This window comes from Alsobacter sp. P4_H11 (assembly GCF_056400925.1).
Genome location: NZ_JBFUKI010000009.1, coordinates 56,385 through 71,684 on the forward strand (window position 1 = coordinate 56,385; position 15,300 = coordinate 71,684).

The 15,300-nt window shown below is 68.9% G+C and carries 15 protein-coding genes; 8 read left to right on the plus strand and 7 right to left on the minus strand.

Annotated elements, in window-relative coordinates:
• Position 1: 1 nt before the first annotated feature.
• Genes AC1DSZ_RS16800 through AC1DSZ_RS16815 form a run of 4 tightly spaced genes read right to left on the minus strand, consistent with a single transcriptional unit; the run spans position 2 to position 5,589 of the window.
• Positions 2-1,150: an ABC transporter ATP-binding protein gene (locus tag AC1DSZ_RS16800; RefSeq protein ID WP_476839497.1), complete on the minus strand. Its 1,149-nt coding sequence runs from the start codon at positions 1,148-1,150 to the stop codon at positions 2-4.
• Complete coding sequence (locus AC1DSZ_RS16805) at positions 1,147-2,181, minus strand: ABC transporter ATP-binding protein (RefSeq protein WP_476839644.1); 1,035 nt, start codon at positions 2,179-2,181, stop codon at positions 1,147-1,149. Before AC1DSZ_RS16805 ends, AC1DSZ_RS16800 begins: the two co-directional genes overlap by 4 nt.
• A gap of 22 nt (positions 2,182-2,203) precedes the next feature.
• On the minus strand, positions 2,204-3,718 hold the full coding sequence (locus tag AC1DSZ_RS16810; protein ID WP_476839498.1) for an ABC transporter substrate-binding protein: 1,515 nt from the start codon (positions 3,716-3,718) through the stop codon (positions 2,204-2,206).
• A 38-nt stretch (positions 3,719-3,756) separates the two neighbouring features.
• Entirely contained in the window at positions 3,757-5,589 is a 1,833-nt protein-coding gene (locus AC1DSZ_RS16815; protein WP_476839499.1) for a gamma-glutamyltransferase family protein, read from the minus strand.
• A gap of 184 nt (positions 5,590-5,773) precedes the next feature.
• Here AC1DSZ_RS16815 and AC1DSZ_RS16820 point away from each other — a divergent pair, with 184 nt between their 5' ends.
• A complete protein-coding gene (locus tag AC1DSZ_RS16820) occupies positions 5,774-6,163 on the plus strand; it encodes an SgcJ/EcaC family oxidoreductase (protein WP_476839500.1) in 390 nt (129 codons plus the stop codon).
• A gap of 15 nt (positions 6,164-6,178) precedes the next feature.
• Here AC1DSZ_RS16820 and AC1DSZ_RS16825 read toward each other — a convergent pair whose 3' ends face one another.
• On the minus strand, positions 6,179-6,886 hold the full coding sequence (locus tag AC1DSZ_RS16825) for an HAD-IA family hydrolase (protein WP_476839645.1): 708 nt from the start codon (positions 6,884-6,886) through the stop codon (positions 6,179-6,181).
• A gap of 125 nt (positions 6,887-7,011) precedes the next feature.
• Here AC1DSZ_RS16825 and AC1DSZ_RS16830 point away from each other — a divergent pair, with 125 nt between their 5' ends.
• Positions 7,012-7,953: a LysR family transcriptional regulator gene (locus AC1DSZ_RS16830; protein WP_476839501.1), complete on the plus strand. Its 942-nt coding sequence runs from the start codon at positions 7,012-7,014 to the stop codon at positions 7,951-7,953.
• A gap of 27 nt (positions 7,954-7,980) precedes the next feature.
• Here AC1DSZ_RS16830 and AC1DSZ_RS16835 read toward each other — a convergent pair whose 3' ends face one another.
• Positions 7,981-9,039, minus strand: a complete 1,059-nt coding sequence (locus tag AC1DSZ_RS16835; RefSeq protein WP_476839502.1) for a Gfo/Idh/MocA family protein — start codon at positions 9,037-9,039, stop codon at positions 7,981-7,983.
• Positions 9,036-9,470 carry a type II 3-dehydroquinate dehydratase gene (aroQ, locus tag AC1DSZ_RS16840; protein WP_476839503.1) on the minus strand — a complete coding sequence of 145 codons (435 nt, stop codon included), beginning with the start codon at positions 9,468-9,470 and terminating at the stop codon, positions 9,036-9,038. Before aroQ ends, AC1DSZ_RS16835 begins: the two co-directional genes overlap by 4 nt.
• A 370-nt stretch (positions 9,471-9,840) precedes the next feature.
• Between aroQ and AC1DSZ_RS16845 the strand changes: the two genes are divergently transcribed.
• The 6 genes from AC1DSZ_RS16845 to AC1DSZ_RS16870 are packed head-to-tail and all read left to right on the plus strand — an operon-like array spanning position 9,841 to position 15,259.
• Entirely contained in the window at positions 9,841-10,137 is a 297-nt protein-coding gene (locus AC1DSZ_RS16845; protein ID WP_476839646.1) for an STAS domain-containing protein, read from the plus strand.
• Between the two features lie 9 nt (positions 10,138-10,146).
• Positions 10,147-10,512 (plus strand): response regulator, encoded by a 366-nt coding sequence (locus AC1DSZ_RS16850; RefSeq protein ID WP_476839504.1) that lies wholly within the window; start codon positions 10,147-10,149, stop codon positions 10,510-10,512.
• 4 nt (positions 10,513-10,516) lie between these two features.
• Positions 10,517-12,508 (plus strand): chemotaxis protein CheA, encoded by a 1,992-nt coding sequence (locus AC1DSZ_RS16855; RefSeq protein ID WP_476839505.1) that lies wholly within the window; start codon positions 10,517-10,519, stop codon positions 12,506-12,508.
• Positions 12,508-12,963: a chemotaxis protein CheW gene (locus tag AC1DSZ_RS16860; protein WP_476839506.1), complete on the plus strand. Its 456-nt coding sequence runs from the start codon at positions 12,508-12,510 to the stop codon at positions 12,961-12,963. The genes AC1DSZ_RS16855 and AC1DSZ_RS16860 overlap by 1 nt, the downstream gene beginning before the upstream one ends.
• Before the next feature lie 39 nt (positions 12,964-13,002).
• Positions 13,003-14,835, plus strand: a complete 1,833-nt coding sequence (locus AC1DSZ_RS16865; protein WP_476839507.1) for a methyl-accepting chemotaxis protein — start codon at positions 13,003-13,005, stop codon at positions 14,833-14,835.
• A 22-nt stretch (positions 14,836-14,857) separates the two neighbouring features.
• Positions 14,858-15,259: a chemotaxis protein CheW gene (locus tag AC1DSZ_RS16870; RefSeq protein WP_476839508.1), complete on the plus strand. Its 402-nt coding sequence runs from the start codon at positions 14,858-14,860 to the stop codon at positions 15,257-15,259.
• The last annotated feature ends 41 nt before the right edge of the window (positions 15,260-15,300 follow it).

Genomic DNA, 15,300 nt, shown 5'->3' on the forward strand with positions numbered 1-15,300 from the left:
GTCAGCCTCCCGCCATGGGCGCGGCTTTGGCGGCCGCCGAAGCGGCCGTTTCGGCGGCCGAAGTGGCCGCCATCGCCTCGAAGGCGCCGAACAGCTCTTCGAGCTTGGCGTTGCGGGGCTCGCGGATGCGCGAAGCCTCGTCCTGCGGCGGCAGCTCGCGCCAGAACGCGCAGGCGTTGGCGTGGCCGCTAGGCTCGACGTCGAGGCTCATGTCCACCTGCTGGCAGGCCGGCCGCGCATGCGGGCAGCGGGTGTGGAGGCGGCAGCCGGGCGGCGGGGCCAGCGGGCTCGGCAGGTCGCCGTGCAGCCGCGCCGCCCGCGCACGCTGCAGGCTGGGCGGCGCCGCCACCGTGATGGCCGACAGAAGAGCCCGCGTATAGGGGTGGCGCGGGGCGCTGAAGATCTCCTCGGCCGTGCCGATCTCGACGATCTTGCCGAGATACATCACCGCGACCCGGTCGGCGATGTGCTTCACGACGCCGAGATCATGCGAGATGAACACATAGGCGAGGCCGAGCCTCGCCTGCAGGTCCTTCAGCAGGTTCAGGATCTGCGCCTGGATCGAGACGTCGAGCGCCGACACAGCCTCGTCGCAGATGATGGCGTCCGGCTCCGGCGCGAGCGCCCGCGCGATCACGACGCGCTGGCGCTGGCCGCCCGAGAACTCGTGCGGGTAGCGGCTCGCCAGCTCGGGCCGCAGGCCCACCATTTCGAGCAGTTCGGCCACGCGCCTCGCCCGCCCGTTCGCCGGCACGATGTTTTGCAGCATCAGCGGCTCGGCGATGGTCTGCCCGATGGTCATGCGCGGGTTGAGCGACGCGTAGGGGTCCTGGAAAATGAGCTGCACGTGCCGGCGCTGTTCGCGCATGGCGCCGTGGCTCATGCGGGTGACGTCGCGCCCGGCGATCAGCACCTGGCCGGCGCTGGGCTCCAGGAGGCGCATCATCAGCCGGCCGAGCGTGGACTTGCCGCAGCCGGACTCGCCCACGATCGCGAGCGTTTCGCCCGGCATGAGCGCCAGCGACACGCCGTCCACCGCGCCGAGCCGCGCCAGCGGGCGGCCCAGCACGCTGCGCTTCACCACGAAGCTCTTGGCGACGTCGCGGACCTCGATGATCGGCCCCGGGGGTGAGGCGGCGGTTGCGTTCACGGAACCAAGGTCTCCAGCGGCGCGCGCCAGCAGCGGCTGAAATGGCCGGCGGTGATTTCGGTAAGCGCCGGCGTCTCGGCGCATTTCTCGATGCGGAAGGGGCAGCGCGCCTGAAAGCGGCAGCCGGACGGCGGATGGGCCATGTCCGGCACCGTGCCGGTGATGGCCACCAGCCGCTCGCGCTTCTCGTCCATGCGGGGCAGTGAGCCGAGCAGCCCCACCGTGTAGGGATGCTGCGGGAAGGTGAAGAGGTCCTCCACCGAGCACTGCTCCACCACCTGCCCGGCATACATCACGATCACGTCGTCGCTGGCTTCCGCCACCACGCCGAGGTCGTGCGTGATCAGGATGATGGCCGCGCCGGTCTTGCCCTGCAGCTCGCGCATCAGGTCCAGCACCTGCGCCTGGATGGTGACGTCCAGCGCGGTGGTGGGTTCGTCGGCAATCAGCAGTTCGGGGTCGCAGGCCAGCGCCATCGCGATCATCACGCGCTGGCGCATGCCGCCAGAGAGGTTGTGCGGATATTGCCCGTAGCGCTGCTCGGGCGACGGAATGCGCACGAGCCGCAGCATCGCGATCCCGTGCTCGGTCGCCTGCGCCTTGGTGAAGGGGCGGTGGCGTAGGATGACCTCGTTGATCTGCTCGCCGACCGTGTAGGACGGGTTCAGCGAGGTCATCGGCTCCTGGAAGATCATCGCCATCCGGTCGCCACGCAGGTCGCGCATCGCGCTCTTGGGCTCGGCGAGAAGCTCGCGGCCCTCGAACGCGACCGACCCGGAGATCCGGGCCGAATGCTCCGGCAGGAGGCGCATGATCGCCAGCGAGGTGACGCTCTTGCCGCTGCCGGACTCGCCCACGATGGCGAGCGTGCGGCCCTTCTTCACCGTGAAGCTGACGCCGTCCACGGCCGTGACGGTGCGCCCGTCATTCGAGAACGTGACGCGCAGGTCGCGGACGTCAAGAACCGTGGGCGCGTCCTCGCCGGCCCGCGTGGCGCGGGTCGGAGAGGTCTCGGTCGGGGCTGTCGACATGCTCATCGGCCGGGGCGCAACCTCAGTTCGTCCGCTTCACGCCGGAGAGGCGGATGATGCCGTCCGGGGCGGGCTTCATGCCGGTGATTTTGGCGTTGTGCGCGAAGATCCACTGCGAATGGTAGAGGTACACGATCGGCAGGTCCTTCTGCAGGATCGCGTTCGCCTTGTCGTACTCGACCTTGCGGGCGTTGGCGTCGCCGATGGAACGCGCCTTGGTGAGGATGCCGTCGAGCTCCTTGTTGCAGTACTTGGCGTCGTTGCCCGAGGCGCCGCAGGCCAGCATCGGGGTGATGTTCAGGTCCGGGTCGACGCGCCCGCTCCAGCCCACCAGATGCGCCTCGAACTTGCCCTGCCGGGCGATGTCGAGCAGCGTCATCAGCTCGGTTGGCTTGATCGTCATCGTGATGCCGACCTCGGCCACCATGGCCTGAACGAGCTGGGCGACCTGCTGGCGCTCCGCGTCGGTGGGCACCAGCAGCTCCAGGTTCACCGACTTGACGCCGGCCTCGGCCATCTTCTTCTTCGCGGCAGCCACGTCGCGCGGCGGCACAGGGAACTTCTTGTCGTAATAGGGGCTCGTCGGCGGGAACGGCTGGTTGCCGATGCTGGCCTGCCCGTCGAACACCACGTTGCTGATCGCCTCGCGGTCGATCGCCAGGCTGAAGGCCTGCCGGACGAGGTCCTTCTTGCCGGCGTCGAGGTCCGCGCCCTCGCCGTTGATGTCGAACGTGATGCCGTAATAGCCGAGGCCCACCACGGGCACGACCGTGAAGCCCTTGTCGGCCTTCACGGCCTTGACGTCCGTGGCCGCCATGCGCTCGATGAGGTCGAGCTGGCCGGAGCGCAGGTTGAGCAGGCGGACGTTGGAGTCCGGCATGCCGCGATAGATCAGCCGGTCGAAGCTGAACTTGTCGGCCGCGTAGTATTGCGGGAACTTGTCCAGGACGATGCGGTCCTGCGTGACGCGCTCCACGAACTTGTAGGGGCCGGAGCAGACCGGCGCGTCCGTGAACTTCTCGCCAAGGGCTTCGCCGGCCTTGGGGCTGATCATCATGCCGGCGCGGTCGCTCAGCGCCGCCAGCAGCGGCACGGACGGCTCCTTCAGGTTGATTTTCACTGTGAGCGGATCGACCACGTCGACCGACGCGATGGCGCTGATCTCGGCCTTGCGGCGGGAGATCTTGATCGTCAGCTCACGGTCGAGATTGTACTTGATCGCCGCTGCGTCGACCTTGGTTCCGTCGTGGAACACCGCGTCGGGCCGCAGCTTCAGGGTGAGCGCCGTGCTGTCGGCGTTCCACTCCCAGCTCGCCGCCAGCATGGGGATGATCTGGCCGTTCTCGTCGATGTCGACGATCTTGTCGCACAGCGACTGCAGCACGTGGCGGCCGACGAAGCTCCAGTTGGACACCGGGTCCAGCGTGTCGGGATCGTCCTGCAGGCCGATGCGCAGCGTGTTCTGCGCCGCCGCCGGGGCGGCGGACAGGCTGCCGAGCGCCAGGCTGGCCGCGAGCGCGAGATAGATCGGTTTCATCGACGTCCCTCTCCTGTTGGGCTTGTTCTTCATGAGCGTCATCGCGCGACCGCGTAGCCTTGCACGCCGCGCGGATTTGCGCCCGCTTTCACCAGCTGGACGTCGCCGTCCATCTCGCGCGCCACGGCGGCGAGCCGGCCCTCGGACCACGGATCGTTGAGCGTGATCCGGTGGCCGCGCCTGACGAGATCGTCCTGCACGTCCTGCGGGTAGCGCGATTCCAGCGTCAGCGAGCCGAGGCTCGTCTCGCGCGGCCAGAACGAGCTCGGCAGGTGATCCGTGTGGAACGCGGGGGCGTCGATCGCCTCCTGCAGGTTCATGCCGCCGTGGACGTGGCGCAGCAGCATGATGAGCTGCCACTGGTCCTGCTGGTCGCCGCCCGGCGTGCCGAAAGCCATGTAGGGCTTGCCGTCGCGGAAGGCCGTGGAGGGCGTCAGCGTGGTGCGCGGGCGCACCGAAGGCCTGAGGCTGGAGGGCAGCCCCTCCTCCAGCCAGAACATCTGGCCGCGGGTGGTGAGGCTGAAGCCAAGCCCCGGGATCACCGGGCTCGACTGGAACCACCCGCCGGACGGCGTCGCCGAAACCATGTTGCCCCAGCGGTCCACCGCGCTCACCTGCACGGTGTCGCCGCGCTGCGCGCCTTCCGGCGTCAGGGCGGCCTCGCCCTGCCGGTCGATCGCGGGCGCGACCTGCCGCGCCACCGTGGGCTCGCCGCCGCCGACGCCGGGCTGCGGGATGGTCCCGACCGGCCGCAACGGCGGCCACACAGGCGCGCGTCCGTCCGGCGAGCCGGGGCGGAATTCGGTCGAGGCCTCGGCGCCGATCAGGGCGCGGCGCTCATCCGCGTAGCCCGAAGAAAGCAGCGCCTCGAGCGGAACGTCAGGGCTGTCGCCATACCAGCACTCGCGATCCGCCATGGCGAGCTTGGCGGTCTCGGCCACGAGGTGCACGAAGTCCGGGCCGGTCGGGTCCAACTCGGCGATGTCGGTCCCTTTCAGGATCTGCAGCATCTGCAGCAGCACCGGCCCCTGGGACCATGCCCCGCACTTGAAGACTTCGTAGTCGCCATAAGCGACCGAAACCGGCTTCTCGACCAGCGGCTGATAGTCCGCCATGTCCTGCGCGGTGATGAGGCCCTTGTGGCGGCGGCCCGAGACGTCCCACACCTCCTCTGTGGCGCAGAACTCCTCGATCTGTTCCGCGATCGGGCCCCGGTACCAGAAGTCGAGCGCCGCCTGTATGCGCGCCTCGCGACCGCCGACGCCGCGCGTCCGCTCCAGGATCTCGCCGTACAGGGCGGCGATGTGCGGGTTGCGGAACAGCCGCCCCGCCTGCGGGGCAACGCCGCCCGGCAGGTAGATCTCGGCCGAGCTCGGCCAATGCGTGGTGAAGAGCTCGCGCATCTGCGCGATCGTGTTGGCGATGCGCGGCACCAGCGGATGGCCGGTGCGGGCGTACGAGATGGCCGGCGCGAGCACGTCTTCGAGGTCGGCCGTGCCGTAGTCGCGCAGCAGCGTCAGCCAGGCCCCGAACGCGCCCGGGATGCAGGCCGGCAGCAGCCCTGTGCCTGGAATGATGTCGAGCCCGAGCGAACGGAAATGCGCCACCGTGGCGGCCGCCGGCGACGGCCCCTGCCCGCTGATCACGACAGGCGCGTCCGCGCCAGCGGGCGTCACGATGATGGGGACTTCGCCGCCCGGCCCGTTCAGGTGCGGCTCCACCACCTGCAGCACGAAGCCGGCCGCCACGGCCGCATCGAACGCCGTGTGGCCCTTTTCGAGAACCGCCATGCCGACCGTGGCGGCGAGCCAATGGGTCGACGAGACGGCCCCGAAGGTGCCCCGCAGTTCAGGTCGGGTCGTGAACGTCATGGAACTTCCAAGTTGCTGAATGCGAAGACGTCTCTCGCAACCCATGCGTATTTCAACGGAGGGTCTCGAGGTCAATCGCTTTAGCGCAACCCAGACCAGCACGGCGCGAAATCGACGGCTCTTGCGTGCAGGGCCCCGGACGTGTGGTCTACGCGTACCCAGCACCGAAAGGCACGACCGCACGATGACCAACGCCGACGAGGAAGCCGCCATCCGCGCCGTGATCGCCGCCATGCAGGACGCGTGGAATCGCGGCGACATGCCCGGCTACATGGAAGGCTTCGCCAACCCGGACGTCATCTTTGTCTCGCGCGGCCGCATCCAGAAGGACTGGCAGGGCACGCTGGACCACTATGTCGCCGATTACGGGGGCTCGCCGGGCTCGCAGGGCCGCCTCGCCTTCTCGAACATCCGCATCGAGATGCTGGCGCCGGACGCCGCCCAGTTGATCAGCGACTACGCGCTGGTGCGGCCGGCCGGCAACCAGACGGGCGTCAACACCCGCCTGATGCGCAAGCGCGAGGGCCGCTGGGTGATCGCCCTCAATCACGTCTCCAATATCGAGAGCCGCTGACCGCCGCCCTGCGGCTCAGCGGCCGAACTCCCGCTCCACAGCGTCCGCGAGTTCGCCGAGGCTGGCGAAGTGGAAGTCGGGCTTGGTGACCTGCCTGGGCTCGGGCGTGCCGCCAAAACCCTTCTGCCCCTGCCGGCGCTCGATCCAGCAGACCTTGTAGCCGAGCTCCCGGGCGACCCCGATGTCGTGATACTGGCTCTGCGCCACGTGGAGGATGTCCTCCTGCCGATAGCCGAAGGCCGACTGGCGGCCAAGATTATACGAGAAGAAGCGCGGGTCGGGCTTGGGATACTGCGCGTCATCCACGGTGACGCTGTCGTGAAACGGCAGCCCCAGCGTGTTGGCGCTGGCGCTGTAGGCCACGCGGTCGAAGTTCGTCATCGCGACGAGGCGGAACCGGCGACGCAGCCGCTTCAGCGCATCGGCTGAATCCGGAAATGCCGGGAACTGGAAGAAGTGGCGCATGAAGGCGTCGGCCGCCGCGTCGTCATGCGGCAGGCCAAGCTCCCGGGCGGCGTCGCGATACACGTCGCGCATCACCACGCTGGACCGGCCCGGGTATTTCGCCCGCGCGGTGAGGTAGGGCCCGAAGATGGCGTCATCGGCGAGGCTTGCGGCCGCGGATCCGCCGATCGCCCGGAATCCATCGAGGATGCCCTTCTCGAAGTCGATGCAGGTTCCGATGATGTCGAAGGTCAGGACCTTGAAGTCGGCGAAGGACATGGTGGCGGCGGAGGACATGGGCGGAGCTCCTGTGGCGGCAGGCCACGGTTGCGATGCCGCGAAAGTGCCGCTTGCGCGGATGCTCCGCAATCCGACTAATACTCACCCGGGAGTTACATGATGTAATGCCGCCGCTGCGCCGTCTCCTTCCATCCCTGAACGGGCTCGTGGCCTTCGAGGCCGCGGTCAGGTGCGGCACCTTCGCGGGCGCCGCCGCCGAACTCGGCGTCACCGGGCCGGCCGTGAGCCGCACGATCGGCCGCGTGGAGGCGCAACTCGGAGCGCAGCTCTTCGATCGCACGCCCCGCGGCGTCCAGCTCACGGCGGATGGCGCCGAGCTCTTCGCGGCCGTCACCAAGGGTTTCGGCGAGATTGAGCGGGCGCTGGCCAAGATCGCGCGCCCGAGAAACGCCGGCCGCAAGCCGATCCTGCTGTCGGTTTCGTCCGCCTTCGCGACGCACTGGCTCATGCCGCGCCTCGGCGCCTTTCACGAGCGCTTCCCCGGCCAGGAGATCCAGCTGCAGCTCATGTCCGGGCCGATGCGGGGCCCGGTGGACGGCATCGATCTCGCCATGCGGTACGATCACGTGGCCGACGACGACCACGCCGTCCTGCCCCTCATGGAGGAGCTGCTGATTCCGGTCTGCGCCCCGCATTTCGCCCGCGAGGGCGTGGACGGCCCGGAGGTCGAACAGTCCCTGCGCATGATCACCTTGCGAGAGGCGCAGCCAGATTGGGGCGCGATCTTCTCGCCCGGCTCGGGCCGTTCCGAGGCCGAGCAGCTATCGTTGGCGGACTACTCGCTGGTCGTGCAGGCCGCGCTGGTCGGCCAGGGAATCGCGCTGGGTTGGCTGAACACGGTTTCGCTGCTGCTCGCGCAGGGCAAGCTCGTCCCCGCCGCACGGGCCGTCATCCGAACCGGGCGGCGCTGCGAATTCGTGATCGGAACCAGCGACAAGCGCGCGGTTCTTCACGAGATCCATCACTGGATCGCGGCCGAGATGGCCAAGGACATCGCGGCCATCCGGTCGCGTTATCCCGAGCTGGGCGACCTGCAAGCCGGGTGAATGACTTTCAAGCCGGCTGACGCGCCATCATGCCGTGACCCCGGCATCCGCCAGCATCTCGCCGATCGCCACCGCACGGTTCTCCCGTCCGGCGCGGGCGATGGCCAGCGTCGCCGCCAGCGTCATCATGCCGTCGCGCGCCGAGATGAGCGGCGCGGCTGCGCCTTTCACCACGTCCAGGAAGTGATCGAGCTGGTTCACATAGGTCAGCGAACGCTCCACCGGCCGGTGCTCGCGGACCAGCGGGTCCTGCCAGTCGCCGTCAGGGTCGGCGTGACGCCACAGATAAAGGTCCGATATCGACAGCGACCCCTTGCGGCCCGCCAGGAACAGCGCGGCGCCGGGCTGCGTCGGATGGTAGAGCGCCTGCCCGGAGGTGTACTCCCAGGCCCAGGGGCTCACGGCCGCATCCGAGATCACGAAACTTCCGAGCGCGCCGTTGCGGAAGCGGATCGCCAGGCTGGCGGTGTCCTCCACCTCGAAGCCGCGGACAGCCGAGGAGGTGAACGCCTGGACGCTGTCGATCTCGCCCACGAGCCAGCGCAGCACGTCGATGTCGTGGATGAGGTTGATCAGCAGCACGCCGCCGCCGGCCTGCTTGCGCCAGTCGACGAAATAGCGGTCCGGCTTGTCGAACAGCGTCATGCCGCTCACGGCCACCAGCGGGCCGAGCGCCCCCTCCTCGATCGTCCGCTTGGCGGCCCGGATGTCCGGGCTGTGCCGGCGCTGGTGCCCGACGAGCACCGGGACGCCCGACTGCTCGGACGCCTGCACGATCGCGAACGCCGCCTCGACGGTGTCGGCGAGCGGCTTTTCGACGAGGCACGGGATGCCGCGCTCAATGCACGCGATCGCGGCCGAGCGATGCATCTGGTTGGGGGACGCCACGATCACGCCGTCGGGCCTGCTGTGATCCAACATCGCGGCGAGGTCGGCATGCAGGGGCACGCCCAGGCGCTCCGCAGTTGCGACGGCCGTGGGGGCCGGGTCGCAGATCGCCGCCAGCGTGGCGCCCGTATGGCCTGCGATCAGCGTGGCGTGCTCCTGCCCGATGAGGCCGGCCCCGACAAGGGCCAGCCGGGTCATCGGGTCATCTCCGCCATGGCGCGCAGGGCCAGCCGGTAGCCCAGGGCGCCGAACCCGGCCATCACGGCCGTCGCGGTCCGGGACACCAGCGACTTATGGTAGATCTCCTCGCGCTTGTGCACGTTCGACAGGTGCAGCTCGATCTTCGGGCCGTCGAACATCTTCAGCGCGTCGAGGATCGCGATGGACGTGAACGTGTAGGCCGCCGGATTGATGATGATGCCGGCCGCCTGCTTCCGGGCCGCGTGGATCGCCTCGATGATCTCGCCTTCAAAGTTCGACTGGCGAAAGTCGATCTCGATCCCGAGCTCCCGGGCGTCGGCCTCGCACCACTGGCGAATCTCGTCGAGCGTCGTGGAGCCGTAGATTTCGGGCTCCCGCTCTCCCAACAGGTTCAGGTTGGGACCGTTCAGAATAAAGATTTTCGGCATGATCGCGTGTTCCGGGAAGGCTGCGCAACGCTGCGCCAAAGCCGCCGCGTTGCAGGATTGCGCGTTCACCGGGAGCGCCCGGCGACGGAGCCGACGCTACCTTTTCACCCTAATGGCCGCGCCGTCGAGAGACCTGAGAGATTCCGGCGAACGCTTCGCCTGAAGACCTCCGGTCTATCACGCGCCGTGGCGTGGCGAGACCCCGCCGCGCTCAGGCGTTTTCGCTCGCCGGCCAGCGTAACCAATCGTTCAGCACAGCCGAAATTCGTCGGGTCGTTTCAAATTTTACGGACCCATTTTCAGCGTTTTTAATGGAATGAAGCCCATGACAACTATCAACCTAAGGTTGCAAGTCTGGGGCCTGCAAACAATGCGCTGCGAAATCGTACCACTTGATTCTTTGATGGATCTCGACGCCGCGGAGGCGTTGCGGCTGTCCCTCGCGGAGGCGTTTCTGGCCGGCCGGGACGTCGAGCTGGACGCCTCGCGCGTGACCCAGATGACGTTCGGCGCCGTGCAGGTGATGCTGGCCGCCCTCCAGCAGTCAGACGCCGCCGGCGTGCAGATCCGTATCGCGCACGAGCCTGCCCCGGTCGTCCAGCGGAGCTTCGCAAGCGCCGGCTTCGACATCGCCGCGCTGGCGACGACCAGCCTCTCGCGCAACTAGGAGGCGACCATGAAAACCATCCTCACGGTGGACGATTCACCCAGCATTCGCCAGATGGTGCGGCTGGTGCTGACCCAGGCCGGCTTCAAGGTCGAGGAAGCCGGCGACGGTTCGCAGGGCCTCGCCAAGGCGCGCACGCAGGCGTTCGACCTGGTGGTGACCGACCTCAACATGCCGGTCATGGACGGGCTGTCGCTGATCCGCGAGCTGCGCGGGTTGCCGAACTATCGCGGCGTGCCGATCATCTTCCTCACGACGGAGTCCGACGGCGCGATCAAGCAGCAGGCCAAGGCGGCCGGCGCGACCGGGTGGATGACCAAGCCGTTCCAGAAAGAACAGCTGCTCGCCATCGCGTCCAAGTTCCTGGGCGCCTGACGCCATGGAGGAACTGGACCCCATCGCGACGTTTCGGCAGGAGGCCGCCGATCTGCTCGAGGAGCTCGAGCAGACATTGCTCGACCTCCATGCCAACCCGGCTGCGCGCGACCTGATCGACGCGGCTTTCCGGGCCATGCACACCATCAAGGGCTCGGGCGCCATGTTCGGGTTCACCGACGTGGCGGCGTTCACGCACGACTTCGAGACCGCGTTCGACCTGCTCCGCAAGTCCGGCGCGCAGCCGAGCCCCCGCCTGATCGAGGTCGCGCTGGCCGGGAAGGATCACATCCGCGCGTTGATCGAGAACGCCGCCAGCACCGACCCGGTGTTCGGCGACGCCATCCTGAGCGACCTGCGTGAATTGCTCGGCCAGCCCTCGCCGGACGCTGCTTCGGTTACGCCGACTCCGACGGCCGCCCAGCCGACCAGGCGCTATCGCATGACGCTGCGGTTCGCGCCCTACGTCACCGTGAACGGGACCAACCCGCTGCTTCTACTCGACGAACTGCGCGGCCTCGGCGACTGCGTGGTGGAGCCCTTGCTGGATCGGCTGCCGCCGCTGGGCGAACTCGACGTCGCCGAGTGCCATGTCGGCTGGCGTGTCGACCTGACCACCGACAAGCCGCGCTCGGCCATCGAGGACGTCTTCATGTTCGTGATCGACGACATGGAGCTGGACATCGCCGAGCACGAAGACTCCCCCGCGACCTCGGACGTCGCCGCCGCGCCCACGCGCGCCGCCGCGCAGTCCGAACCTGCTGCCGGGCCCCAACCTGTCGTAACGGCCGCCACCGAGGCGTCGACACGCGCCGATGATCGCGGCTCCACCGTGCGGGTCCAGGCCGAGCGGCTCGACCGTCTGATGGACCGGGTCGGCGAACTGGTGATCGCGCAGGCCCGCCTCTCGCAGCTCGCGCACAACCGGCGAGAGCCGGCCCTGCAGGCGGTGGCGGAGGAAATCGAGCGTCTGTCGGCCGGCCTTCGCGACACCGCGATGGGGCTGCGGATGATGCCGATCGGCACGCTCTTCGCGCGCTTCCGGCGCCTCGTGCATGACCTCTCCGGCGAGCTCGGCAAGCCGCTGGAATTCGTGACCTCGGGGGAGGAAACCGAGCTCGACAAAACCATGATCGAGCGCCTCGCCGACCCGCTCGTGCACGTCATTCGCAACGCCGTGGACCACGGGCTGGAAACGCCCGAGGTCCGGCTTGCAGCCGGCAAGGGCGAGACCGGCCTGATCAGGCTCTCGGCCCGGCATATCGGCGCCGAGGTGCACGTGTCGGTGCGCGACGACGGGCGCGGGCTCGATCTGGCGCGCATCCGCGCCAAGGCCGAGGAACAGGGGCTGCTGGCGCCCGGCGCGCCCGCCAGCGAGAGCGAGCTGGTGCAGCTGCTGTTCGCGCCCGGCTTCTCCACCGCCCGCGAGATCTCCGCCCTGTCGGGCCGGGGCGTGGGCATGGACGTGGTGAAGCAGACCATCGAGGCCATGCGCGGCCACATCGACGTGACGTCCACGCCCGGCCAGGGCTCCACCTTCACGCTGCGCCTGCCGCTGACGCTGGCGATCATCGAGGGCCTGCTGGTGCGGGTTGCGAACGGCCGCTACGTCATCCCGCTTTCGGCCGTGGAGGAGTGCATCGAGCTCGACCGGCGCGACGACCAGCGCTCGGCCGGCCGGTCCTTCCTCAACGTGCGCGGCGCGCTCGTGCCGTTCCTGCGGCTGCGGGACGCCTTTGGCGAAACCGGCGCGCCGGGCGAGCACCAGAAGGTGGTCGTGGTGGCGGCGGGCCAGAACCGCGTCGGCCTCGTGGTCGACCAGATCCTCGGCCACCACCAGACGGTCATCAAGTCGCTGTCGCGCCTCCACGCGGATGTGGAGGCCTTCTCGGGCGCCACCATCATGGGCGACGGCCTGCCGGCGCTGATCCTCGATGTCGGCCAATTGGTCGGCGGCCGGGCCCGGCCTGCTCACGGCGACAGGGAGGCGGCATGATGGCGTTTGTTGCAGGCCAATCCACCAAGCGCGTCGTCATGCTGGGGCTTGGCGACGAGCTTTTCGCCGTCGACGCCGCCGCGGTACGCGAGATCCTGGATCCCGTGCCGGTCACGCGGGTGCCGGGCGCACGCGATTTCGCGCCGGGCGTCATTAATGTGCGCGGCTCCGTGATCCCGCTGGCCGACCTGCGCGTCCGCTTCGGCATGACGGCCTCCGCAGCCACCGCCGATACGCGGTTCGTGGTCCTGGAGATCGCCATCGACGGAGACCCCTCCCCGATGGTGGCCGGGATCGTGGCCGACAAGGTCTACGAGGTCACCGAAATCGAAATTCCTTCGCCCGACGCGACGCCGCGCGTCGGCATGAGCTGGCCCGCCGAGATGGTGGCCGGCATCGCCCTCTGGAAAGGCGACTTCGTCGTCGTTCCCAACTTCACCACCATCCTGAACTGACTGAGCCCGGCTCGCCGGGCGCCTGGGGGACTACTCGTCATGCGCTTCACCGTTCGCGCCAAGCTCGGCTTGGCTTTCACCGTCGTGATCGGCCTTTCGGCCACCACCGCCTGGGTGAGCTACCTGAAGCTTGCCGAAACCAACGCCAGCCTCGACTACGCCATCCACAGCGTGGCCAAGCGCACCGACATCGGCGGCGACCTGCTCGCCAGCATCCTGCGTGACGTGCAGGCCGAGAAGGAAATCCTGCTGGCCACCGACGAGGCTGCCATCGTGGCCACCCAAAAGCGCATCGGCGAGCTGCGCGCGAACACCATGCGGCTTCGCGACCAGCTCAGCGCGCTCGCCACCACGGAGGCCGGCAAGAAGGCGCTGGAGGATCTGAAAGGCGATTTCGCGCGCCACGTCGCCATACAGGACCGCATCTTCGACCTGGCGAAACTCGATCTCGGACGCAAGACCACCGAGGCGCTCGAGCTTTCCAACACCGAAGGCAAGCAGGCCGCCGAGACCACGGTCGACCGGATCGAGCACTATCTGAAGCTCCTCGACGCGGTCTTCGAGCAGACCTCGGTAGCGTCGGTGGAACAGTTCCGCAGCGCGCAGCTGCAGCTCGGCCTCCTGGCGCTGGCTTCGCTGCTGGTCGGGCTGTCGGCCGCCTTCACGCTCTCCTTCCTGGTCAACCGCGGCGTGCGCCGCTCGGTCGAGATGGCCGCCACCATCGCGCGCGGCGACCTGAGCCAGCGCATCGCCATCACGTCGCAAGATGAGTTCGGCGACCTTGGCGCGGCCATGAACACCATGTGCGACGGCCTTCAGGACGCCGCCGGCGTCGCAGCCCGCATCGCGGCCGGCGACCTCACCGTTCAGCCGAAGCCTCGCTCGGAGGTGGACTCGCTCGGCATCGCGCTGGAGCAGATGGTGGAGCGCCTGCGGACCGTGGTGTCGGACACCATCACGGCCGTCCGCAACGTCGCTGGCGGCAGCCAGGAGCTGTCGTCCAGCGCCGAGCAGCTGTCGCAGGGCGCCACCGAACAGGCCTCCTCCACCGAGGAGGCGTCCGCCTCCATGGAGCAGATGGCCGCCAACGTGAAGCAGAACGCCGAAAACGCGAGCCAGACCGAGAAGATCGCCCGCCAGTCCGCCAAGGACGCCGAAGCCAGCGGCGTCGCGGTGGGCACGGCCGTGGAGGCCATGCAGACCATCGCCGAGAAGATCACCATCGTGCAGGAGATCGCCCGCCAGACCGATCTCCTCGCCCTGAACGCGGCCGTCGAGGCGGCCCGTGCGGGCGAGCACGGCAAGGGCTTCGCGGTGGTGGCCTCCGAGGTGCGCAAGCTCGCAGAGCGCAGCCAGGCGGCCGCGGCTGAAATCGGCTCGCTGTCGTCCAGCACCGTGAAGTCCGCCCGCGAGGCCGGCTCCATGCTGGCCAAGCTGGTGCCCGATATCCGCCGCACGGCCGAACTCGTTGAGGAAATCACGGCCGCCTGCCGCGAGCAGGATGTCGGCGCCACGCAGATCAATCAGGCCATCCAGCAGCTCGACAAGGTGACGCAGCAGAACGCCGCCGCCTCCGAGCAGGTCTCGGCCACGTCCGAGGAACTGTCGGCCCAGGCCGAGCAGCTCCAGTCCACCATCGCGTTCTTCCGCCTGGACGACACTGCGCCCGCGACCGCGCCCGCCGACCAGCCGGTGCGCGCGCTGCAGCAGCGGGTCGAGGCCAACTTCCCGGCCGCGTCCCGGCCGAAGACGGCCGAGAAGCCCGCCCCCAAGCGCGCCCGCGCTCCGGCCGGCCGCGCGGTGGCGAATGGCGGCTTCGTGTACGACCTCGGCGGTGAAGACGCCGAAGACGCACAGTTCCGGCGCTCGTGAACGTGGCCCGCAGGAGCTCACCATGGCGACCGTGAACCAGTTCGTGACGCTGGGCGTCGGCGAGGACGTCTTCGCCCTGCCGATCGAGAGCGTGCGGGAGATCCTCGAGATGCGCCGCATCGCGCGCCTGCCGCACGCGCCGAACTGCGTGCTGGGCATGATCGACGTGCGCGGCGAGAGCGTGCCGGTGCTGGACCTGCGGCTTCGGCTCGGCCTCGAGCCGGTTCCCGAAACCGCCGCGACCCGGATCGTGATCCTGAACGCCGAGCAGGACGGGTCCGAGCTCGCAGTCGGCCTCCTGGCCGAACGCGTGTTCGAGGTCGCGGAGCTCGATGACGGCGGCTCGATCCGCCGCCCGCCGTGGGCGGCGCCCAGGCGTCCGCCTGCGTGTCCGGCGTCGGCCGCCGGCGGGACGCCTTCGTGATGGTGTTCGACGTGCCGCGGCTGCTCCGGCTCGACGACCTC

What these genes read in the sequence shown, in the direction of transcription:
- AC1DSZ_RS16805 (WP_476839644.1), bottom strand. Translation starts at nt 2,181, where the DNA reads ATGTCGACAGCCCCGACCGAGACCTCTCCGACCCGCGCCACGCGGGCC.
- AC1DSZ_RS16810 (WP_476839498.1), bottom strand. Translation starts at nt 3,718, where the DNA reads ATGAAACCGATCTATCTCGCGCTCGCGGCCAGCCTGGCGCTCGGCAGC.
- AC1DSZ_RS16815 (WP_476839499.1), bottom strand. Translation starts at nt 5,589, where the DNA reads ATGACGTTCACGACCCGACCTGAACTGCGGGGCACCTTCGGGGCCGTC.
- AC1DSZ_RS16820 (WP_476839500.1), top strand. Translation starts at nt 5,774, where the DNA reads ATGACCAACGCCGACGAGGAAGCCGCCATCCGCGCCGTGATCGCCGCC.
- AC1DSZ_RS16825 (WP_476839645.1), bottom strand. Translation starts at nt 6,886, where the DNA reads ATGTCCTTCGCCGACTTCAAGGTCCTGACCTTCGACATCATCGGAACC.
- AC1DSZ_RS16830 (WP_476839501.1), top strand. Translation starts at nt 7,012, where the DNA reads ATGCCGCCGCTGCGCCGTCTCCTTCCATCCCTGAACGGGCTCGTGGCC.
- AC1DSZ_RS16835 (WP_476839502.1), bottom strand. Translation starts at nt 9,039, where the DNA reads ATGACCCGGCTGGCCCTTGTCGGGGCCGGCCTCATCGGGCAGGAGCAC.
- aroQ (WP_476839503.1), bottom strand. Translation starts at nt 9,470, where the DNA reads ATGCCGAAAATCTTTATTCTGAACGGTCCCAACCTGAACCTGTTGGGA.
- AC1DSZ_RS16845 (WP_476839646.1), top strand. Translation starts at nt 9,841, where the DNA reads ATGCGCTGCGAAATCGTACCACTTGATTCTTTGATGGATCTCGACGCC.
- AC1DSZ_RS16850 (WP_476839504.1), top strand. Translation starts at nt 10,147, where the DNA reads ATGAAAACCATCCTCACGGTGGACGATTCACCCAGCATTCGCCAGATG.
- AC1DSZ_RS16855 (WP_476839505.1), top strand. Translation starts at nt 10,517, where the DNA reads ATGGAGGAACTGGACCCCATCGCGACGTTTCGGCAGGAGGCCGCCGAT.
- AC1DSZ_RS16860 (WP_476839506.1), top strand. Translation starts at nt 12,508, where the DNA reads ATGGCGTTTGTTGCAGGCCAATCCACCAAGCGCGTCGTCATGCTGGGG.
- AC1DSZ_RS16865 (WP_476839507.1), top strand. Translation starts at nt 13,003, where the DNA reads ATGCGCTTCACCGTTCGCGCCAAGCTCGGCTTGGCTTTCACCGTCGTG.
- AC1DSZ_RS16870 (WP_476839508.1), top strand. Translation starts at nt 14,858, where the DNA reads ATGGCGACCGTGAACCAGTTCGTGACGCTGGGCGTCGGCGAGGACGTC.